Here is an 18,961-nt window from a genome sequence, read left to right as displayed (position 1 = left end):
CGCCTGGCCATACTTACCTTATGATGAAAAAATGGTTCAAAGACTTTCTCACCTGCGGTATGACCGGCTGGTGCCTTGAAATTGTATATACTGCTCTCGGCTCCTTAAGAAGACGTGAGCTTTCCCTGAAAGGAACAACCTCTCTCTGGATGTTCCCGATCTATGGGAGTGCTGTCCTTTTAAAGCCGCTGTTTGTCCTCCTCCGAAGACTTCCTGTTTCTGTCCGGGGAAGTATTTATGCCCTGTGTATCTTCACCGGCGAATTTCTCTCCGGGCAGTTCCTTACAAGAAAGGGCATCTGTCCATGGAGCTATGAAAACTGCCGCTGGCGCATTAAAAATGTGATCCGGCTGGATTATTTCCCCAACTGGTTCCTTTCCGGCCTGCTCTTTGAAAAGCTTCTCTCAAAAAAAACGGTATAACAAGTCATACCGCTCTTACTTAATCCGGAATCCCATCTCCGTCAAGATCTGTCACATCTGCCCCGATATTCAGTGTGTTCACTGTCCTGCGCTTTAATCTGGCTGCCTCTGACATCTCCAGGATAAAATCCTTCACTGCCCTTGCATTCTTAATATGGGTCAGAGGAAGCTTGGGATCTGTCGTATCTCCTGTATAGCAGATCACCGTACCAAGTCCGAACATTCTTTCAAACAGTGTACTTACAAGCTCCACATCCTGAATCTTGTACATGTAACAGTCACTCTCAACCTTCTTCAGAAATCCACTGTTTACTGTCAGTACATTCTCCTTGACTGTATATGTGGTAAATGTAAAAGGAAGCCCGAAAAACAGCCATCTTTTCTTCTCTTTCAATTCTGTAGCCATAAGCCTCTCCCTCTCTTTTCCTCTGTAATAAGGCTATTGTACAATATCCCTTCTTAGAATGCAAAGTATTCTTGAAAGAAATTTATTCTTGTGCTATGATAGGAAAAATAGGCAAAAAGGAGGGTTATCATGACTGCAAAAGAATGTATCATGGGCCGCAGAAGTATCCGCAAATTCAAGGACACTCCCGTTGACCATGAGGTAGTAAACGAAATTATTGAAGCTGCTTCTTATGCACCGAGCTGGAAGCATTCCCAGATCGCAAGATATGTTGCTGTAGAAGGTGCCCTGAAGGATAAGATCGCTGATGAATGCACAGATGCTTATCCCCACAATGGTGAAATCATCAAAAATGCTCCCATGCTGATCTGTCTTTCCTTTATCAAGGGAAGAAGTGGTTTCGAAAGAGATGGCTCTTATTCCACAGACAGAAAGGATAGCTGGCAGATGTTTGATGCGGGGGTTGCCTCTGAAGCATTTTGTCTTGCCGCATATGAAAAGGGACTGGGATCCGTTATCATGGGTATCTTTGATGAAGCAAAGGCTGCTTCTTTATTAGAGCTTCCTGAAAACCAGGAGGTGGCTGTTCTGATTCCTGTTGGAATTCCTGATGAAGAGCCTGTTGCACCAAGAAGAAAAGCAGTTGCTGATCTGTTAACATTCAAATAATAAAAATAAAATCGAAGAGCGGTAAAGCTCTTCGATTTTCTATGTCAGCACAGGAAATATTTTCTAAGGCTTTCCTGTGGATCAAAATTTTATTTTGAAAGGAGTTCTCTGTTATGAGACATTTAATGAATCCTCTTGATTTCACGGTAGAAGAACTGGATCAGCTTTTTGTTCTTGCCGGTGATATCGAAAAAAACCGGGAAAAGTATGCCCATGCCTGTGATGGCAAAAAGCTTGCCACCTGTTTCTACGAGCCAAGCACCAGAACCCGTTTAAGCTTTGAATCTGCCATGTTGAACCTTGGCGGCAGTGTGATCGGATTTTCCGATGCCGGTTCCTCTTCTGCCTCTAAGGGTGAAAGTGTTTCTGATACGATCCGCGTGATCTCCTGCTTTGCAGATATCTGTGCCATGCGCCATCCCAAGGAGGGAGCACCCATGGTTGCTGCCAGCCACTCTTCTATCCCGGTGATCAATGCCGGTGATGGCGGTCATCAGCATCCAACCCAGACACTGACTGACCTGATGACGATCCGTTCCCTGAAGGGACGCCTGTCTGATTTCACCATTGGTCTTTGCGGTGACCTGAAATTTGGACGTACCGTACATTCCCTGATCAATGCCCTTGTCAGATATCCCGGCATCCGTTTTCTCTTCATATCTCCGGAAGAGCTCCGTATCCCGGATTACATCACAGATATGCTGAAGGAAAAGAACATTCCTTACGAGGAAAAGATCCGTCTTGAGGATGTCATGGGTGATCTGGATCTGCTGTATATGACACGAGTACAGAAGGAGCGTTTCTTCAATGAAGAGGATTATGTCCGTCTGAAGGATTTCTATATACTGGATGAGGCCAAAATGAAGCTGGCAAAGCCTGACATGATCGTTCTTCACCCACTTCCGAGAGTAAACGAGATCTCCGTTGAAGTAGATGATGATCCGAGAGCTGCCTATTTCAGGCAGGTACAGTATGGTGTCTATGTGAGAATGGCACTGATCCTGACGCTTCTTGGTATTGACACCGCTTCATTATAAAGGGAGGTACGATTATTATGTTAAATGTAGGAAAAATTGAAGAAGGATTTGTTCTTGATCATATCAAGGCAGGCAAAAGCCTTGCCATTTATCATCATCTGCAGCTGGACAAGCTGGACTGTACTGTTGCTATCATCAAGAACGCAAAAAGCAATAAGATGGGAAAAAAGGATATCCTGAAGGTAGAATGTGACATCAATATGCTGGATCTGGATGTCCTTGCCTTTATCGATCACAACATCACTGTGAATGTGATCAAGGATGGAGAGATCGTTGATAAAAAGGTACTGGAGCTTCCAAAAGAGATCAAAAATGTCATCCACTGCAAAAACCCGAGATGTATCACCTCCATTGAGCAGGGACTCCCCCACATCTTTGTCCTCGCAGATGAAGAACGGGAGATTTACCGCTGTAAATACTGTGAAGAAAAATATCGTGGAGAGCTGTAAAAACGAAGGCCGCCGCAGCACCAGTACGTACAGCTGTGGTGGCTTTTTCATGTGCTGGCAGTTACAGATGTCTTCTGTGGTAACGCTTTGCCCGCATGGTACGGAATACCAGCGTCGTCAGTGTAATTCCTGCCGCCATGGATGCTGCAAATAAAAAGGCATAGATTCCCTCCCTGGCAAAGTCCTCCACACTGCCATGCATAAGGCTGTTCATGGCCCGGTACAGGGGCGCTCCTGGTATCAGCGGGATCGCAACCGATACCAGGAATACAGTTACCGGTGTCCTGAATATAATAGCCATTACTTCTGCATATAAGGTCAGTGCCACACAGGCTGTAAAGCTGCTGGCATAGTCATTTCCGGTAAGCTGCTGTGTTGCAAGATAAACGCCCCAGGCAGCAATTCCCCCGGCAGCTATCACCCAGAGCTTTTTTCCGCGTATATTATATAAAATTGCAAACCCCAGTGATCCTGCCCCTGCCATCAGAAGCTGTATGATCTCCTTCATGTTCTTTTCTCCTTATATCCTCAACGGAAATAAAATCCCGCAATGTTAAATCCGAATGCAATGATCACAGCAAGCAGGATCGATTCCATAAACCGGATCAGTCCTGTGATCGTATCCCCAGAGAACATGTCCCTCAGAGAATTGGTAAAGGCAATACCCGGAATAAGCAGCATGATATTACCAATACTGATCCTGTCAGCATGATCCGCCACCGATGCAAATACAGCAAGATTAGCAAGAAATCCTCCTGCCACTGAGCAGATCAGCGCATTAAAAAGGTGGTTGGCTGCCGTTTTCTGCATAAAGGTCATCAGAAATTTAAGAAGCACACCGATCAGTGCCGAGATCACCATGTCCCTTGCATTACCTCCAAAGAAAACGCAGAAGCTTCCGGATATCAATGCATAATCGAGCACAAGCCACCAGAATGAATACCCCTGCTCCTTCTGTATCCTCTCGATTTCTCGTTCTATTTCGCCAAAGGTCATTCCATCTTCACATATTTTTCTGGATAAACAGTTCAGCTCCTCCAGCTTGTGAAAATCATTAACGGTGTTCACCACCCGTCTTGTCTGGGTACAGCTCCCAAACTCCTTCCCATAAATAGAGGCACTCATGTTGGAGGTAATGGAAAATACATCTGCCCGCTCTGCTCCACCTGCCAGACAGATCCTCCTTACGGTATCCTCTACCCGTCCTACTTCTGCTCCGTTTTCCAGAAGAAGTTCCCCGATATCCATGGCATAATATAAATACTGTTCTGCTTCCTGCCTGTTCACGATTCGTTCACCCGATCCTATATTTATAGTTTCCTCTGTATTGTATCTGATTCTTTCTGTAACCGCAATTCTAAAATTTTTCTAAAACATATTGTTAATTTTTTAACACATGCTATAATAATGATCATGAAAGCAAGATAACAGTCGCATGAACTGTTTCAAAATGGTTACAATGATAGAAGGAGGTTTTACCATGAAAATTTTATTTTATGATACCAAGAGTTACGATAAAGAGTCCTTTGATGCTGCTCTTTCCCGGTTTCCGGAAATTGAAATTGAATATATCAAATATGACCTCGATCCACGTACTGCTTCCCTTGCAGAGGGCTTTGATGCTGTATGCGCTTTTGTCAGCTCAAACGTAGGTGAACAGACTCTTGAGATCCTGCACAGCAAGGGTGTTTCACTTGTACTGATGCGCTGCGCCGGATTTAATAATGTAGATTCTGCAAAGGCCACGGAGCTTGGCATCCGTATCATGCGTGTACCCAATTACTCCCCGGAGGCTGTTGCCGAGCATGCCATGGCACTGGCTCTTGCCTGCAACAGAAGACTCTACAAAGCCTATAACAAGGTACGGGAAAATGATTTCAGTCTTGCCGGTCTGATGGGCTTTAACTTCCATGGAAAAACCGCCGGTATCATTGGTACCGGAAAAATTGGTGCTGCCATGTGCCGGATCTGCAATGGTTTTGGCATGAAGGTTCTTGCCTATGACATGTATCAGAATCCGGACTTAAAGGATTTTGTAACATATGTTTCACTGGATGAGGTGCTCTCAGGGAGCAATCTGATCTCCCTTCACTGTCCTCTGACGGATGACACCTATCATCTTATCAATATTGAAACGATCAAAAAAATGATGGATGGTGTGATCCTTGTCAACACCTCAAGAGGTGCCCTTGTCAAAACGGATGATCTGATCGAAGGCATTCGTATGCATAAGTTTGCCGGTGTTGGGCTGGATGTATATGAGGAAGAAACCAAAAATGTCTTTGAAGACCGCTCAGATGAGATCCTGGAGCATTCTACCACAGCCAGGCTGCTCTCTTTCCCGAACGTTATGATCACCTCCCATCAGGGCTTTTTCACAAGAGAGGCTATGGAAGCAATTGCTGAAACCACTTTAGAGAACGCACTTACCTATGCTGCTGGTAAGGAAAGCAAAAATGATGTGAAGTAGGAATGACTCAGGCTAAAACGAATACGAAATAATATGGCTGTAAAGCGATATCGCCTTACAGCCATTTCTTCTTTTTGAAATACCGTATGAGGAAGATACTGACCAATATACTGACCACGATAAATACCGGATATCCATATCTGCTGGCAAGCTCTGGCATATTTTTGAAATTCATGCCATACCATCCCACCATCAGGGTAAGCGGCAGGAAGATTGCCGTGATCAGGGTAAAAAATTTCATCAGGGAATTCTGTTCAATATCGATCTGAGACTGATAGGCTTCTCTCATCTGTGTCACATAATCCCTGAGGTTCAGAACGCCTCTGTAGCAGCGGTCAATACGACTGTCTATGATGCCCAGATGCCTCAGTGCTTCTCCGGAAAGAAGTCCATTTTCATTATCCAGAAGTCCGTCAAAGATCACCTGCAGCTGCGTATAATACCGCTTCAGCCGGAGGAGCTCCTTCCTGTACTCTATGATCTTTCCAAGATAATCCTTCGTATCCCCTGCAAGAGCCTGATCCTCAGCCTCAGTAATGGAATTCTCCCAGCTGTCGATAAAATCCATATCGTTTTCCAGAAGTGCTGTAAAAAATCCACGAAGCGCCATTTCCTTGTCTGATTCCTGCTCTGGCAGAAGTTTTTTCATGCTCTGACAGGTTCTTTCATCCTCACAGAAAATGATCAGATCCTCCCTGTCAAGATATAGAAGTACTCTGGCGGTATCTACCAGAGTACTGTCTACATCATAAAAATCAAAGCTGCACAGATTAAAATTTATATAGGATTCAAAGGCGGCTGTTCTGCGCTTTTCCAGATAATCCTTCAGCACGCCCTTCTGCAGTGCCATATTGTCTATGATACTTTCTGCCTTATAGGCCTCTTCAAAACGCAGTACCCTCTGCATATCACTGCTGCTCCTTATTCAGGATCTCCATAAATTCCTCTCCTGTGATTGTTTCCTTTTCATAAAGGAATTTTGCAAGCTCATCCAGTTTTTCCCTGTTATTCTTCAGCAGTGAAATTGCCTTTTCATGCTGTGTCTTCACAAGGCTTACCACCTTTCCATCGATCAGAGCCTGTGTCTGTGGTGAGCAGGCAAGGGAAGCATCTCCGCCCAGATACTGGTTCGTTACTGTCTCCAGTGCAACCATGTCAAAGTCATCTGTCATGCCATAACGGGTAACCATGCCTCTTGCCAGCTTGGTTGCCTGCTCAATATCATTGGAAGCGCCTGTGGATATACTGTTATAAACTACTTCCTCTGCCGCACGTCCACCAGTCAATGTAGCAATCTTATTCTCCAGCTCTTCCTTTGTCATCAGATAATGATTGCCCTCTTCTACCTGCATGGTATAGCCAAGGGCTCCGGAGGTTCTTGGGATGATCGTGATCTTCTGTACCGGTGCGGAATGGGTCTGCAGGGCTGCAACCATGGCATGTCCGATCTCATGGTAGGCTACTGTCCATTTTTCCTTGTCTGTCAGGATCGCATTCTTCTTCTGGTAACCGGCGATAACAACCTCTATGCTTTCCTCAAGGTCTGACTGGGTTGCATACTTTCTGTTATCCCTGATGGCACGGAGTGCCGCTTCATTTACGATATTGGCAAGCTCTGCTCCAGAGGCTCCGGATGCCATCCTTGCCACCTTGTTAAAGTCAATGTCCTCCGCAATGCGGATCTTTTTTGCATGTACCTTAAGGATCTCTTCTCTTCCCTTAAGATCAGGAAGCTCAACGGGTACACGTCTGTCAAAACGTCCCGGTCTTGTCAGCGCCGGATCAAGAGATTCCGGTCTGTTGGTTGCTGCCAGGATGATGACACCGTTATTCCCTTCAAAACCATCCATCTCTGTCAGAAGCTGGTTCAGAGTCTGCTCTCTTTCATCATTGCCGCCCATGCTTCCATCACGCTTCTTGCCAATGGCATCAATCTCATCAATAAACACGATACAGGGTGCCTTTTCCTTGGCCTGATTAAACAGATCTCTTACCTTGGCTGCTCCCATACCGACAAACATCTCAACAAACTCAGAACCGGAAATAGAGAAAAATGGAACGCTTGCTTCTCCTGCTACTGCCTTGGCAAGCATGGTCTTACCGGTTCCGGGAGGACCTACAAGCAGGATACCCTTTGGCATGGAGGCTCCGATCTCCTTATATTTCTCAGGATTATGAAGATATTCTACGATCTCAGTCAGATTCTCCTTGGCTTCATCCTCTCCTGCCACGTCATTAAATTTAATTCCTTCTGATGACTGTACATAGACCTTCGCGTTGGACTTACCCATGCCAAACATCATGGAACCGGCTCCGCCTCCTGCCTTGTCCATCATCTTCCTGCTCAGGAATTCACCTATGGCAAAGAAAATCACAAGCGGCAGGATCCATGTCAGCAGGAATGAAAGTAACGGTGATGTCTGTTCTACGATCTCACTGGCAAATTCTGCTCCTGAATCGTGCAGTCTTTCCACCAGTCCCGGATCTTCGATCACTCCGGTTTTGTAAATAACAGATTCATCCTTATTGGTAAACAGAATCTGGTTACTCTGGATCTCTACCTTTCCGATCTCTTTATTATCGGTCATGGTCATGAAAGTGCCGTAATCTACTTCCTTGATCTGCATTTTTGCCATCCAGGGAACCAGAAGGGAATTAATCAGAATTATGATTATCAGTACAAGCGTGTAATAAAAAATCAATGGTTTCTTAGGCTTTTTTATCTCATTCATCCTTTTTTCCTTTCCTGCTTTCTTTGATCATCTTTCTTCTCTGAAGTACGCCAGTCCAAGACTTGCCGGCGGCTGACTTTCACGCTTACTCCTGATACTGGTCACTACCAGTACCACCAGGGTTACCACATAAGGGATCATTTTATATAGTTCCTGATACTCCATATGATCCATTCCTGTCGGTATATACAGATACAGGATATAAAGACCACCGAACAGGAAGGAAGCAAATATGCTGACGTTAGGACGCCATATGGTGAATATAACAAGAGCGATAGCAAGCCATCCTCTGTCACCAAAGGCATCGTTTGACCAAACGCCGCAGGCATAATCCATGACATAATACAGACCACCAAGACCTGCGATCATACAGCCCGCTATGGTTGCCAGATATTTATACCTTGTTACACTAATTCCTGCCGCATCTGCTGTATTTGGTCCCTCTCCCACTGCCCGCAGGTGCAGTCCTGCACGGGTATGATTCAGGAAATAGGACGCCGCTACTGCAATGATAACTGCAAGATATGCCAGAAATCCATAGGATAAAAACAGCTTTCCAAACCAGCCAAGCTTTCCTGCAAACGGAAGGGACTTGCTGAAATAACTGCTGGTCGCTGAAAGGGCAATAGACGGAACATCACTTGCAACCAGCTTGATCAGGGAACCCCCGAAGAAGTTTCCAAAACCGACACCAAAGGTTGTCATGGCAAGACCTGTCACGTTCTGGTTTGCCCGCAGAGTTACTGTCAGGAAGCAATATAACAGACCCATCAGCATGGATCCGATCAGACAACAAAGCATGGGAATCAGGATTGCCAGCACCGGATTCATGGCTGCCGCACTTCCTGCAGATCTTTCATAAAAGAAGGATCCAATAACACCACTGATCGCACCCACATACATAACTCCTGGAATACCCAGATTCAGGTTACCTGACTTTTCTGTGATGATCTCTCCGGTACTTCCATAGAGAAGTGGGATTCCCTGGACGATTGCTCTTGGTATAAAGGCAAGTAAAAAATTCCACATGATTACTGTTCCTCCTTTTCTGCTTTCTTACGGAACTGCAGTCTGTAAGTGATAAAGAATTCACATCCGATAATAAAGAACAGAATGATACCTGTCAGAATATCCGCATAGGAATGATTCAGTCCGAAATTTGTAGAAATCTCACTGGCACCTCTGTCCATAAAAATAATCAGAAAGCTGGAAAATACCATAGTAAGCGGATTAAATTTGGACATCCAGGATACCAGGACACCTGTAAAGCCCTGTCCGCCTGCGATCGTAGTTGTCACAGTATGATTGATCCCGCCAACTAATAAAAGTCCTACCAGTCCGCAGACCGCACCGGATAACAGCATGGTACGGATAATAACCTTTTCTACCTTGATTCCTACATATTTGGCTGTATTTTCACTCTCACCTACAACAGAGATCTCATATCCCTGTTTACTGAAGTTCAGATAAACATACATAAACAAAGTAACAAGAGCTGCTACAATAATGCTCAGCAGATATTTGGATCCAAATGCCTGTGGCAGCCATCCGAGATTGGTATCCTGATTGATAATACCGATCTTTCCGGAGCCCTTTGGCACCTCCCATACGATCGTAAAGAAGGCTACAAGCTGTGTGGCAATATAGTTCATCATCAGCGTGGAAAGTGTTTCATTGGTATTCCACTTAGCCTTAAAGAAGGCCGGGATCAATCCCCACACAGCACCAGCCGCGATACTGGCGAGCACCATACATAAAATCACAAGTCCACCCGGCATTTTATCATCCAGACAGATCATGCACGCTGCAGCTGCAAGACCACCGACAAGCACCTGGCCTTCTCCTCCTATGTTCCAGAACTTCATTTTAAATGCCGGTGTCAGTGCCAGCGAAATCAGAAGAAGAATGGAAATATTCTGCAGAGTGACCCAAGTCTTTCTTACACTGCCAAATGCCCCTGCAAAAATAGATTCATACACCTGGATCGGATTAATCCCTGTCGTTATCGTTGTAATAACAGCGCACAGGATCAATGCCAGTATAATAGCTGCGATACGGATCAGAAGTGCCTGGTACCAAGGAAGCGCACTTCTTTTCACTATATGAAAAAGCGGTTCTTTCTTTTTTTCATTCATGATCTTTCCTGCCTCCTACTCTGGTCATCAGCATACCAACCTCATTTTTATCTGTATTTCTGGCATCTACAATACCACTCACTTCACCGCCGCAAAGCACAAGGATCTTATCTGAAAGCTCAAGGAGTACATCCAGATCCTCTCCAACAAAAATAACGGCTACACCTTTCTTTTTCTGCTCATTGATCAGATCATAGATTGTATAGGAAGAGTTAATATCAAGCCCTCTCACAGCATAAGCAGTAAGGAGTACCGTCGGTGCCGATGCAATTTCACGTCCAACCAGTACCTTCTGTACATTTCCGCCTGAAAGCCTTCTGACCGGAGTTGTAATACCTGGTGTTACTACCTCTAGACTTTCTACTACATCCTCTGCCAGCTTCCTCGGTGATTTCCTGTTGGTAAACGGGCTGTGTCCCCTTCTGAAGGAACGGAGCATCATATTATCTGTCAGATCCATATTTCCAACAAGTCCCATGCCAAGGCGGTCCTCCGGTACAAAGGAAAGAGATACTCCCTTTTCTGCGATCTTCCTCGGATCCATACCGATCAGCTCTTCCTTCGTGCCGTCTTCCTCCACATAGCTGATCCTGCCAGACTCTGTTACCTGAAGACCTGCGATCGCTTCCAGCAGTTCCTTCTGTCCACATCCGGAAATACCTGCAATACCAAGGATCTCTCCACTGTTTGCGGTGAAGGAAACATCCTTCAGCTTCAGTATCCCATCCTCATTCCGTATGGTAAGACCTTCCACTTCTATACGCGGCCTTGGATCCACCGGATCCGGTCTTTCAATATTCAGAGTAACTGCATGTCCAACCATCATATTGGTCATTTCTGTCACATTGGTATCTTTGGTCATCATACTGCCTATATACTGTCCATTCCGCAATACTGCCACTCTGTCAGAAAGGGATTCCACCTCATGCATCTTATGGGTGATAATAACGATCGCCTTACCGTCATCCCTCATCTTACGAAGAACATGGAACAGCTTCTCTGTTTCCTGTGGAGTCAGAACCGCAGTCGGCTCATCCAGGATCAGGATATCTGCCCCACGATAAAGTACCTTGACAATCTCTACTGTCTGCTTCTGGGAAACAGACATATCATAGATCTTCTGACCCGGATCTACCTCAAATCCATATTTATTACAGATATCTTCAATTTTTTTGGAAGCTTCCTTAATATTCAGCTTGCCGGGCAGTCCGAGAATGATATTTTCTGTCGCCGACAGCACATCGATCAGCTTAAAATGCTGATGTACCATACCAATTCCAAGCTTCAGCGCATCCTTCGGGGATTTGATCACTACTTCCCTTCCATTGATAAATATCTGTCCCTCATCCGGAAAGTAAATTCCAGAAAGCATATTCATCAGAGTTGTCTTTCCACTTCCATTCTCTCCAAGTAATGATAAGATCTCTCCCTTGTAAATATCCAAGTTCACCTTATCATTGGCTATTACCGGGCCAAATGTCTTGGTAATATTTTTCATTGACACTGCGGCTGTTTTGGTTTCCATCTTCTATCCCCTTTCGAGTCTTTTGCGTCATTTTCCGCCCTTTTTCTATTATCACACACTGTATGACAATAGAAAAAGGGCGGCACGGCGAAATTCGCTGCGCCGCCCTCTGAATCATTCAAAAGTCAATCAAATGGCCCTGTTAGAATGCTGTATCCAGAAGGGTGATTCCATCGATCTGAACATTGAAGTAAGGTGCTGAACGGAATCCTTCTCCAGATTCATGGAAATATCCATCAACTACTACTTCATGATCAGGTGTATAATCAGCATCTGTATCAACATCTGCTTCATAGCTGTCCAGTGTCTTGCCCTCTACAGTAAATGTAGAGATATCAAATACATGTAAATTACCTGCAATGATATCTGCCTTGGCTGCATCAATAGCTTCCTGAGTGCCTTCTGCTGCACAGCTTCCAAGCTCAGACAGCTCTACGGAACCAGTCTCAAGATTTCCACACCAGTCAGTGTCAATAGCAGTTCCATTGGCAACACAGGTCATAGCATATTCGAAGTAAGGCTCCCAGTTTACTCTGGAGGATACAAGGAATGTGTTAGGACATGCACTTGCTGTGCTTCCATTGTAGGAAACATCAGGTACACCAGCTGTTTCACATGCAGTAGGAGCTCCCATGGAGTCTGCATGCTGGCTGATCAGTACGCATCCGTCCTCGATCAGCTTGTTAGCGCCTTCCTTCTCTGCTGTCTCATCATACCAGGAACCTGTAAAGGTTACTTCCATGGTTGCTGTAGGGCATACAGAACGTGCGCCAAGGAAGAAAGATGTATAACCGGAGATAACTTCTGCATAAGTATATGCCCCAACATAACCGATCTTAGCCTGGTCTGCTGTGATATCACCATTATCGATCATCTCATTCAGCTTCATACCTGCAGCAATACCTGCAAGATAACGTCCATCATAAATGGATGCAAATGCATTATGATAATTGGAAAGATTCTCTGTATGTGCCTTGGTTCCTGTTGCATGGCTGAACTGGATATCAGGATATTCCTTAGCTGCTTCAATGATATAATCCTCATGTCCAAAGCTGTCTGCAAAAATGAAATTGCATCCGGCATCTGCCAGTTCACATGCTGCTTCGTAGCACTCCTGTCCTTCCGGGATGTTTGTCTTTGTTACACATTCAACGCCAAGCTTTTCACAAGCTGCCTTTGCTGCGTTTAAGAAATTAAGATCATAGGTAGAGTTTTCATCATGCAGGAAAATAAAACCTGCCTTTACGCTGGACATATCTGCGCCCTCAGCTGCCTCTGTGTCTGCATCAGCTGTCTCTGTGTCTGCTGCTTCAGCGTCAGCCGTCTCCTCTGTGCCTTCTGCTGCTTCTGCTGCGGTGTCAGTTGTATCTGCTGCGGCAGAACCACATCCAGTCAGTGCAACAACTGTCAAAGCCATAGCTGTAAGTAAACTTACGACTTTCTTTTTCATAATTTTCCTCCTGTTTTCCCTCTTAGGGTGTTTGCATACCTGACGTAAAAAGGGCAGTATGACTTTCCATACAACCCCATTGTCCGTCTTTTCTCAACAATAGTCAGTATAATCATCTGTAACTGCCCTTGTCAAGAGAAGGTTCAAAATTTGTTATATTTTAGCGAAAGGTGATCTCACCTGTCTCTGCATCCATGCTCTCTACGATTGCCAGTGACTCCAGTCTGACACCTTTGCTTCGGATCAGGTCTCCGCCCTTCTGGAAGCCTTTCTCTACAGCAATACCGATTCCTTCTACTGTGGCACCTGCCTTCTGTACGATCTCGATCAGCCCCTCCAGTGCACAGCCGTTAGCAAGAAAATCATCAATGATGAGGACATGATCCTCCGGGCTCAGAAATTTTTTGGAAACGATCACATCATATACTCTCTTATGGGTAAATGACTCTATCTTTGTGGTATACACCTCTCCGTCAATATTCAGAGACTGTGTTTTCTTGGCAAATACCACCGGTACATGAAAATGCTGGGCAGCCACACAGGCAATACCGATACCGGATGCCTCCACTGTCAGGATCTTTGTGACCGGACGGTCTGCAAACAAACGTGCCCACTCTTTTCCCATTTCATTAAACAGGTCAATGTCCATCTGGTGATTCAGAAAAGAATCTACCTTTAATACATTGCCTGCCTTTACTGTTCCATCCCTACGGATACGTTCCTCAAGTAATTTCATTTCCGTGCTCTCTCCTCTTTCGCTCATTCCCTGCTTTGCAGGTAGATATTCCTATTATAAATATGTTACCTGCATTTTTTCAATATGTAATTGCCACTTCGTACATATTTTCACCATTGTAAAAGAACCGGGCAAAAAAGGACAGAACAGCCTGCCGGCTGCCCTGCCCTCTGATATCAGCTAAATTCAGTTTTCTTATGCGGCTTTCTTTGCCTTCTGATTCTTCAGAGTCTGTACACCCTCAATAACAAGGACTACAGCCAGCACGATCAGAAGAATACCAAGAATTGTCTGTGCATAAGGACCCCAGTCAGCACCGCCTGCGGAAATAATTCCGATCTGGTTCTTTACAGTCAGAGCCAGTGAGCTGATCGTTACTACGATCATGAATGCCATAGGGATCAGGAACATCTTATTGTTCTTTCCTGCATTACCAAGCCATGTTGCAACTGCAAGAAGTCCGATACCTGCAAGGAGCTGGTTAGCAGCACCAAACAGACCCCAGATCTTTGCATAGCCTGTCATACCAAGAAGAATACCAAGAACTACAGTAAGGATCGTTGCGAAGTAAGGGTTAACCATTACCTTCTTCCAGCCTTCCTTTACATCCTTTGTTGTCTGACCGGGCTCAAGCCAGAACTCCTGGAACATGAAACGTGCAAGACGTGTTGCTGTATCCAGTGATGTCAGACAGAATGCAGAATAGGTTAATACCAGTAAGGAATTCAGGATTGCATAGCTTCCGGGGATCACATCATCTACCATATGAGCGATACCGCCACCGAAGATTGCTGTTGCACCAACCAGGGCATTGTCCGGGTTAGCTGCATTCCACTTGTATGCATATCCGATTGCACAAAGAGTCAGGACTGCAAGCACGCACTCAAGAAGCATACCACCATAAGCAATGGGTTTGGCATCCTTTTCCTTATCCAGCTGCTTGGATGTTGTTCCTGAAGAAACCAGTGAATGGAAACCGGAGATTGCACCGCAGGCAACTGTTGTAAACAGTACAGGGAATAAGTACTGCGTACCATTTCCATTGTCTACTGCAAATCCTCCAAATGCCGGGAAGCTTGCATCAAAGGTAGGATGTCCCACAACAACAGCAAAGATTGCTACCGCAAGCATTGCATAAAGCAGGAATGAACTTAAGTAGTCACGGGGCTGAAGCAGGATCCATACCGGTGTTACAGAAGCGATTGCAATGTAAAGACCAACGATCCACATCCATGTCTTTGTAGACAGATAGATGGGATGGAAGTTCATACCGACCGCCATAATACCAATGATAGCAAGTACGCCAACTACGGATGCAATACCCATAGGCATATTTCTGCGGTATACGCAGAAGCCAAATACAATGGCAATAACGATGAACAGTAAAGAAATCATGGCTACAGATGCAGGTGTTTCAGACTTAACCATATCTACTGCTCCGCTCTCATCAAAGGTTGCTCCGAATGTAGATGCTACAATAGATGCGAAAGCAGCTACAACAAGGATCAGCGTCAGATAAGAGAAGATGATGAACAGCCTCTTTGCACGCTTGCTCATATTTGCGGAAATAATCTCTCCGATAGACATGCCTTTGTTGCGGACAGATGCGAAAAGTGCACCAAAGTCATGTACACCACCAAAGAAAATACCTCCTATAAGAATCCAGAGTGTTACAGGCAGCCATCCAAACATAGCTGCACCAATTGGTCCTGTGATAGGGCCGGCACCTGCAATAGATGAAAAGTGATGTCCCATCAGAACCGGTGCTTTCGCCGGTACATAGTCAACACCATCTTCCATGGTATGAGCCGGTGTCTCATTGTTTCCTTCACCTACGCCCCACTGTTTGCACAGCCAGCCGCCGTAGAAGATATATCCCAGCACCAGAATGGCAACGCAGATGATCAGAAGTACTAATGAATTCATATTACCTATCTCCCTTCGATTTTTTTGAATATAGTACTTTTTTCAAAATTTTCGCTGTCTGTCTGCCGCCTGCATTTGCGTCAATCTGTCCTGTTGACAGCTCTATCAGCGCGGTATGATGATCTGCCCAGCCATGCAGCGAAAAATGAAAACTTTTGTAAATGCGGCACTTCTTCAATGCCTTTCTTGCCTCTTCCTCACAGGTATCACAGATAAAAACCGGGGTGATATAAGAGGCCATGTGTCCCGGTCCGACATGAATGCGGTTCATGCCATCTTCATGGATATAATCTCTCCATTTCTGATAAAGCTCCATTGTCAGATGGGGAATATTGACAAGATATAGGAATTCTTCATTATCAGCAGACCAAAGTTCTGCCTTTTTTGATATCACATATTTCCCTGAGTGCTCAAAAAAATCACAGCGTGCTGTGATTGGTACCTGGTCATCTTCGATCAGATGAATATTATAGCAGGAGCTATAGCTCCTCAGCAGTCTGTCAATGACTGCTTCTCTTGTATATTCCATTCCGATGGTTCTCCACATATGTTAATTTCATGTTAAGATTCTTTGCGTTTTTTATTCTAATACGGTATTGCGTTTTTTGCAACCTGTTTTTTGTAATATTTCTTTTGATCTTTTTTCACATTTGCCCGGAAAAATAATTTTGATATGACATTATTCTGTATATTCGTGAGTTTTCATCCACGCAAGCAGCTTTTCGATCGCCGGATTTTTATTTTCACGCTTCCAGCCAATCTCCAGATCCAGCTGCTCTGCGCTGCCATCCTCCCGCACAAGCGGTACGATCACCAGATTCCTGGCATTTCTGTAATAACGGACAGCATATTCCGGCAGGATCGCTATTCCAAACCCTGCCGACACCTCAAGAAGTACTGTCTGCACCTCCTGCTCACGGAGTATTATATTAGGAATAAACCCGCCTCTGTTATAGCAGATCAAAACCTCCTCCGCTTCGTCATTGGACCGCCCTTTTGGCTGCATGATGATAAAATCCTCCCTGGCAAGATCCCTGTACTGCAGATGATTTTCTCCTGAAAGGATATGTCCTGGATACAGAACTGCCATCATTGGATACCTTTTCAGGAAACGATGCTCCAGATCTTCAAAGCTCTGGGTGAACTGGGAGAGGTTAAACACCACATCGCAGGTACCGTCCTCCAACAGCTTGTATAAGGTTGTCATATTTTCCCGGACAAGGTGAAGGGAAATATGCGGATAGGCTTCCCGGAAGCTCCGCAAAGTCTCTGAGAACCGGCTCTGCTCATAACCACGGATAAATCCTATGGTAAGCTCCCCGTATACTCCCTCTGCTGCTGTCCTTGCCAGCTTGGCAGCTTCCTCTGCCCTGATCAGGATAACCCTGGCTTCCTTCAGATAAACCTTTCCTGCTGCTGTCAGCTCCACGTGGTGCTTATCCCTGACAAATAAAGGTACTCCCACCTTTTCTTCCAATGACTGTATCTGCAATGTCATGGCTGTCTGTGAAACAAAGCACTGTCTGGCTGCTCTGGTAAAATTAAGCTGCTCTGCTACCGCCACAAAATATTCCATCTGTTTCAGATTCATAATTTCCCCTTTTTTATACTGCCAGAGTCTATAATTCTAAACCCACATGAGTCAGCTTGGGGCTTAGGTCTTCTGCCTCTGGCATAATAAGTTTTACTTATTATAATATGTGATATTTCTATTGGCAAGTTTTCCTGGTATCCTCTATAATTCATTTTATAAATAACAAAAGAAAGTGAGCGAACACTATCATGAAAAACTTCAAGCATTTCTATGAAGGCACCTATGCAAAATATATTCTGCCCGGTGTTCTTCTTCAATCCGTTCTAATCGGCGGCGGCTATGCTACTGGACGTGAAATTTATTCCTACGGTGCCAAATTCGGTGCCCTTGGCTGGATCTCCGGTCTGACGATCGGTATCGGTTTTGCCCTGTTTGCTTTCCTTACCTTTGAGATCTGCCGTATCTATAAGGTTTATGATTACAAAAACTATATCAAAAAGGTGATCGGTCCCTTATGGCCCGTCATGGATATACTGACCGTTCTGATCGCTATCCTGTTGATCGCCGTAATGGCCGCCGCTACCGGCAGTATCTTTGAGCAGGCTGGACTGCCTAATATCCTTGGCTCTGTTGTGATCGTCCTGATCTGTGGTCTTCTGAATTTCAAAGGCTCCAAGGTAATCGAGAAATTTGAGTCCATCGGTACGATCCTTCTCTATGGTGGCTATATCCTGTTCACAGTTCTTGTTCTGATAAACAAAGGCAGTAACATTTCCCATGTTTTCAGCACCATGGATACCAGCTCCTATGATGGTTCCGTAACGGTTCCCCTCTGTATCGGCACCGGCATCCTGTATGTTGCCTATAACATCAATGCCATTCCCATGGGTATGTTCTCCCTGACCAGACAGACCAAAAGAAAGGAAACCTTCATTTCCGGTATCATCGCAGGTCTTCTGATGGTAATCCCGTGGTTCCTGTCTTACTTCGCAATGATGTGCTTCTATGGAGATCCCTCCATTGTCGGTGCTGACGTAACAACCCCCTGGATGGAAATGATCCTTGCCATCAACGGCGGTCCTGTCCTGATCACTCTGTTCAGTATTGTTATGGGCTGGACTCTTGTGGAAACCGCAACAGGCTGTATCCATATGATCATTGACCGTTTTGATGTAGCACTGGTTGAAAAGGGATCAGAGAAGCTTTCTGACAGGAAGCGCGGAATCATCACTGTCATTACCCTGATCGCTGCCCTGATCTTATCAAGGATCGGTGTTGTTACCCTGATCGAGAAAGGCTATTCTCTCCTCTCCTATGGCTTTATCCTCTTCTATCTGCTTCCTACGCTGTTAATCGGCGGATATAAGATCATAAAGAACTGGAAAGTATGAATTCCTGTGATATAATTGATATAATATGATACCAGGGTCAAAAGGTCTAAGCCCACATGAGCTTGCTCATAAGTGGGTG

Annotated in this window: 19 protein-coding genes; 6 read left to right on the top strand and 13 right to left on the bottom strand. The window is 45.0% G+C overall.

Translation table 11 applies throughout. The annotated features are described in order from the left end of the window. Positions 1 to 20: 20 nt before the first annotated feature. On the top strand, positions 21 to 422 hold the full coding sequence (locus WJQ40_RS05230; RefSeq protein ID WP_337402559.1) for a hypothetical protein: 402 nt from the start codon (positions 21 to 23) through the stop codon (positions 420 to 422). A gap of 19 nt (positions 423 to 441) precedes the next feature. Here WJQ40_RS05230 and WJQ40_RS05225 read toward each other — a convergent pair whose 3' ends face one another. Further along, on the bottom strand, positions 442 to 828 hold the full coding sequence (locus WJQ40_RS05225; RefSeq protein ID WP_118799150.1) for a PH domain-containing protein: 387 nt from the start codon (positions 826 to 828) through the stop codon (positions 442 to 444). Between the two features lie 129 nt (positions 829 to 957). On the opposite strand from WJQ40_RS05225, the gene WJQ40_RS05220 reads away from it, so the two are divergent. The 3 genes from WJQ40_RS05220 to WJQ40_RS05210 all read left to right on the top strand — a co-directional run bounded on the left by WJQ40_RS05220 (position 958) and on the right by WJQ40_RS05210 (position 2,983). After that, positions 958 to 1,497: a nitroreductase family protein gene (locus WJQ40_RS05220; RefSeq protein ID WP_118799149.1), complete on the top strand. Its 540-nt coding sequence runs from the start codon at positions 958 to 960 to the stop codon at positions 1,495 to 1,497. Positions 1,498 to 1,610: 113 nt separating this feature from the next. Beyond that, positions 1,611 to 2,534 carry an aspartate carbamoyltransferase gene (gene pyrB / locus WJQ40_RS05215; RefSeq protein ID WP_118799148.1) on the top strand — a complete coding sequence of 308 codons (924 nt, stop codon included), beginning with the start codon at positions 1,611 to 1,613 and terminating at the stop codon, positions 2,532 to 2,534. A gap of 17 nt (positions 2,535 to 2,551) precedes the next feature. Further along, on the top strand, positions 2,552 to 2,983 hold the full coding sequence (locus tag WJQ40_RS05210) for an aspartate carbamoyltransferase regulatory subunit (RefSeq protein WP_118799147.1): 432 nt from the start codon (positions 2,552 to 2,554) through the stop codon (positions 2,981 to 2,983). Positions 2,984 to 3,044: 61 nt separating this feature from the next. Here WJQ40_RS05210 and WJQ40_RS05205 read toward each other — a convergent pair whose 3' ends face one another. Next, positions 3,045 to 3,491: a threonine/serine exporter family protein gene (locus WJQ40_RS05205; protein ID WP_337538347.1), complete on the bottom strand. Its 447-nt coding sequence runs from the start codon at positions 3,489 to 3,491 to the stop codon at positions 3,045 to 3,047. 20 nt (positions 3,492 to 3,511) lie between these two features. Then, entirely contained in the window at positions 3,512 to 4,270 is a 759-nt protein-coding gene (locus WJQ40_RS05200; RefSeq protein ID WP_337538345.1) for a threonine/serine exporter family protein, read from the bottom strand. Between the two features lie 193 nt (positions 4,271 to 4,463). Here WJQ40_RS05200 and WJQ40_RS05195 point away from each other — a divergent pair, with 193 nt between their 5' ends. After that, positions 4,464 to 5,453, top strand: coding sequence for a 2-hydroxyacid dehydrogenase (locus WJQ40_RS05195; RefSeq protein WP_262575710.1), 990 nt, complete (start codon positions 4,464 to 4,466; stop codon positions 5,451 to 5,453). 55 nt (positions 5,454 to 5,508) lie between these two features. On the opposite strand, the gene WJQ40_RS05190 is transcribed toward WJQ40_RS05195, so the two are convergent. The 10 genes from WJQ40_RS05190 to WJQ40_RS05145 all read right to left on the bottom strand — a co-directional run bounded on the left by WJQ40_RS05190 (position 5,509) and on the right by WJQ40_RS05145 (position 17,548). Next, entirely contained in the window at positions 5,509 to 6,360 is an 852-nt protein-coding gene (locus tag WJQ40_RS05190; RefSeq protein ID WP_118799143.1) for a CorA family divalent cation transporter, read from the bottom strand. Position 6,361: 1 nt separating this feature from the next. Beyond that, positions 6,362 to 8,185: an ATP-dependent zinc metalloprotease FtsH gene (ftsH, locus tag WJQ40_RS05185; RefSeq protein WP_337538341.1), complete on the bottom strand. Its 1,824-nt coding sequence runs from the start codon at positions 8,183 to 8,185 to the stop codon at positions 6,362 to 6,364. Positions 8,186 to 8,212: 27 nt separating this feature from the next. Then, positions 8,213 to 9,214: an ABC transporter permease gene (locus tag WJQ40_RS05180; RefSeq protein ID WP_118799141.1), complete on the bottom strand. Its 1,002-nt coding sequence runs from the start codon at positions 9,212 to 9,214 to the stop codon at positions 8,213 to 8,215. 2 nt (positions 9,215 to 9,216) lie between these two features. After that, positions 9,217 to 10,320, bottom strand: a complete 1,104-nt coding sequence (locus WJQ40_RS05175) for an ABC transporter permease (RefSeq protein ID WP_118799140.1) — start codon at positions 10,318 to 10,320, stop codon at positions 9,217 to 9,219. Continuing rightward, the gene (locus WJQ40_RS05170; RefSeq protein ID WP_118799139.1) at positions 10,313 to 11,845 is read right to left on the bottom strand and encodes an ABC transporter ATP-binding protein; all 1,533 of its coding nucleotides are present in this window, start codon (positions 11,843 to 11,845) and stop codon (positions 10,313 to 10,315) included. Before WJQ40_RS05170 ends, WJQ40_RS05175 begins: the two co-directional genes overlap by 8 nt. Before the next feature lie 142 nt (positions 11,846 to 11,987). Beyond that, positions 11,988 to 13,295 carry a BMP family ABC transporter substrate-binding protein gene (locus WJQ40_RS05165; protein WP_262575717.1) on the bottom strand — a complete coding sequence of 436 codons (1,308 nt, stop codon included), beginning with the start codon at positions 13,293 to 13,295 and terminating at the stop codon, positions 11,988 to 11,990. A 160-nt stretch (positions 13,296 to 13,455) separates the two neighbouring features. Continuing rightward, positions 13,456 to 14,031, bottom strand: coding sequence for a xanthine phosphoribosyltransferase (locus tag WJQ40_RS05160; protein ID WP_118799137.1), 576 nt, complete (start codon positions 14,029 to 14,031; stop codon positions 13,456 to 13,458). A gap of 195 nt (positions 14,032 to 14,226) precedes the next feature. Beyond that, entirely contained in the window at positions 14,227 to 15,957 is a 1,731-nt protein-coding gene (locus WJQ40_RS05155; RefSeq protein WP_118799136.1) for a carbon starvation protein A, read from the bottom strand. A 1-nt stretch (position 15,958) separates the two neighbouring features. Next, the gene (locus tag WJQ40_RS05150) at positions 15,959 to 16,486 is read right to left on the bottom strand and encodes a hypothetical protein (protein ID WP_118799135.1); all 528 of its coding nucleotides are present in this window, start codon (positions 16,484 to 16,486) and stop codon (positions 15,959 to 15,961) included. Positions 16,487 to 16,636: 150 nt separating this feature from the next. Further along, a complete protein-coding gene (locus WJQ40_RS05145; RefSeq protein ID WP_337538335.1) occupies positions 16,637 to 17,548 on the bottom strand; it encodes a LysR family transcriptional regulator in 912 nt (303 codons plus the stop codon). 191 nt (positions 17,549 to 17,739) lie between these two features. Here WJQ40_RS05145 and WJQ40_RS05140 point away from each other — a divergent pair, with 191 nt between their 5' ends. Further along, entirely contained in the window at positions 17,740 to 18,882 is a 1,143-nt protein-coding gene (locus WJQ40_RS05140) for a hypothetical protein (RefSeq protein ID WP_262575721.1), read from the top strand. The last annotated feature ends 79 nt before the right edge of the window (positions 18,883 to 18,961 follow it).

Origin of the sequence: Suilimivivens sp., from assembly GCF_037359455.1 — a bacterium.
GTDB lineage: Bacteria > Bacillota > Clostridia > Lachnospirales > Lachnospiraceae > Suilimivivens > Suilimivivens aceti.
The sequence above is the reverse complement of the archived record's forward strand: the minus strand, read 5'-3'. Positions and strand labels throughout refer to the sequence as shown.

Coding starts and splice junctions, on each gene's coding strand:
- WJQ40_RS05230 (WP_337402559.1), top strand. CDS start 21: ATGATGAAAAAATGGTTCAAAGACTTTCTCACCTGCGGTATGACCGGC.
- WJQ40_RS05225 (WP_118799150.1), bottom strand. CDS start 828: ATGGCTACAGAATTGAAAGAGAAGAAAAGATGGCTGTTTTTCGGGCTT.
- WJQ40_RS05220 (WP_118799149.1), top strand. CDS start 958: ATGACTGCAAAAGAATGTATCATGGGCCGCAGAAGTATCCGCAAATTC.
- pyrB (WP_118799148.1), top strand. CDS start 1,611: ATGAGACATTTAATGAATCCTCTTGATTTCACGGTAGAAGAACTGGAT.
- WJQ40_RS05210 (WP_118799147.1), top strand. CDS start 2,552: ATGTTAAATGTAGGAAAAATTGAAGAAGGATTTGTTCTTGATCATATC.
- WJQ40_RS05205 (WP_337538347.1), bottom strand. CDS start 3,491: ATGAAGGAGATCATACAGCTTCTGATGGCAGGGGCAGGATCACTGGGG.
- WJQ40_RS05195 (WP_262575710.1), top strand. CDS start 4,464: ATGAAAATTTTATTTTATGATACCAAGAGTTACGATAAAGAGTCCTTT.
- WJQ40_RS05190 (WP_118799143.1), bottom strand. CDS start 6,360: ATGCAGAGGGTACTGCGTTTTGAAGAGGCCTATAAGGCAGAAAGTATC.
- ftsH (WP_337538341.1), bottom strand. CDS start 8,185: ATGAATGAGATAAAAAAGCCTAAGAAACCATTGATTTTTTATTACACG.
- WJQ40_RS05180 (WP_118799141.1), bottom strand. CDS start 9,214: ATGTGGAATTTTTTACTTGCCTTTATACCAAGAGCAATCGTCCAGGGA.
- WJQ40_RS05175 (WP_118799140.1), bottom strand. CDS start 10,320: ATGAATGAAAAAAAGAAAGAACCGCTTTTTCATATAGTGAAAAGAAGT.
- WJQ40_RS05170 (WP_118799139.1), bottom strand. CDS start 11,845: ATGGAAACCAAAACAGCCGCAGTGTCAATGAAAAATATTACCAAGACA.
- WJQ40_RS05165 (WP_262575717.1), bottom strand. CDS start 13,295: ATGAAAAAGAAAGTCGTAAGTTTACTTACAGCTATGGCTTTGACAGTT.
- WJQ40_RS05160 (WP_118799137.1), bottom strand. CDS start 14,031: ATGAAATTACTTGAGGAACGTATCCGTAGGGATGGAACAGTAAAGGCA.
- WJQ40_RS05155 (WP_118799136.1), bottom strand. CDS start 15,957: ATGAATTCATTAGTACTTCTGATCATCTGCGTTGCCATTCTGGTGCTG.
- WJQ40_RS05150 (WP_118799135.1), bottom strand. CDS start 16,486: ATGGAATATACAAGAGAAGCAGTCATTGACAGACTGCTGAGGAGCTAT.
- WJQ40_RS05145 (WP_337538335.1), bottom strand. CDS start 17,548: ATGAATCTGAAACAGATGGAATATTTTGTGGCGGTAGCAGAGCAGCTT.
- WJQ40_RS05140 (WP_262575721.1), top strand. CDS start 17,740: ATGAAAAACTTCAAGCATTTCTATGAAGGCACCTATGCAAAATATATT.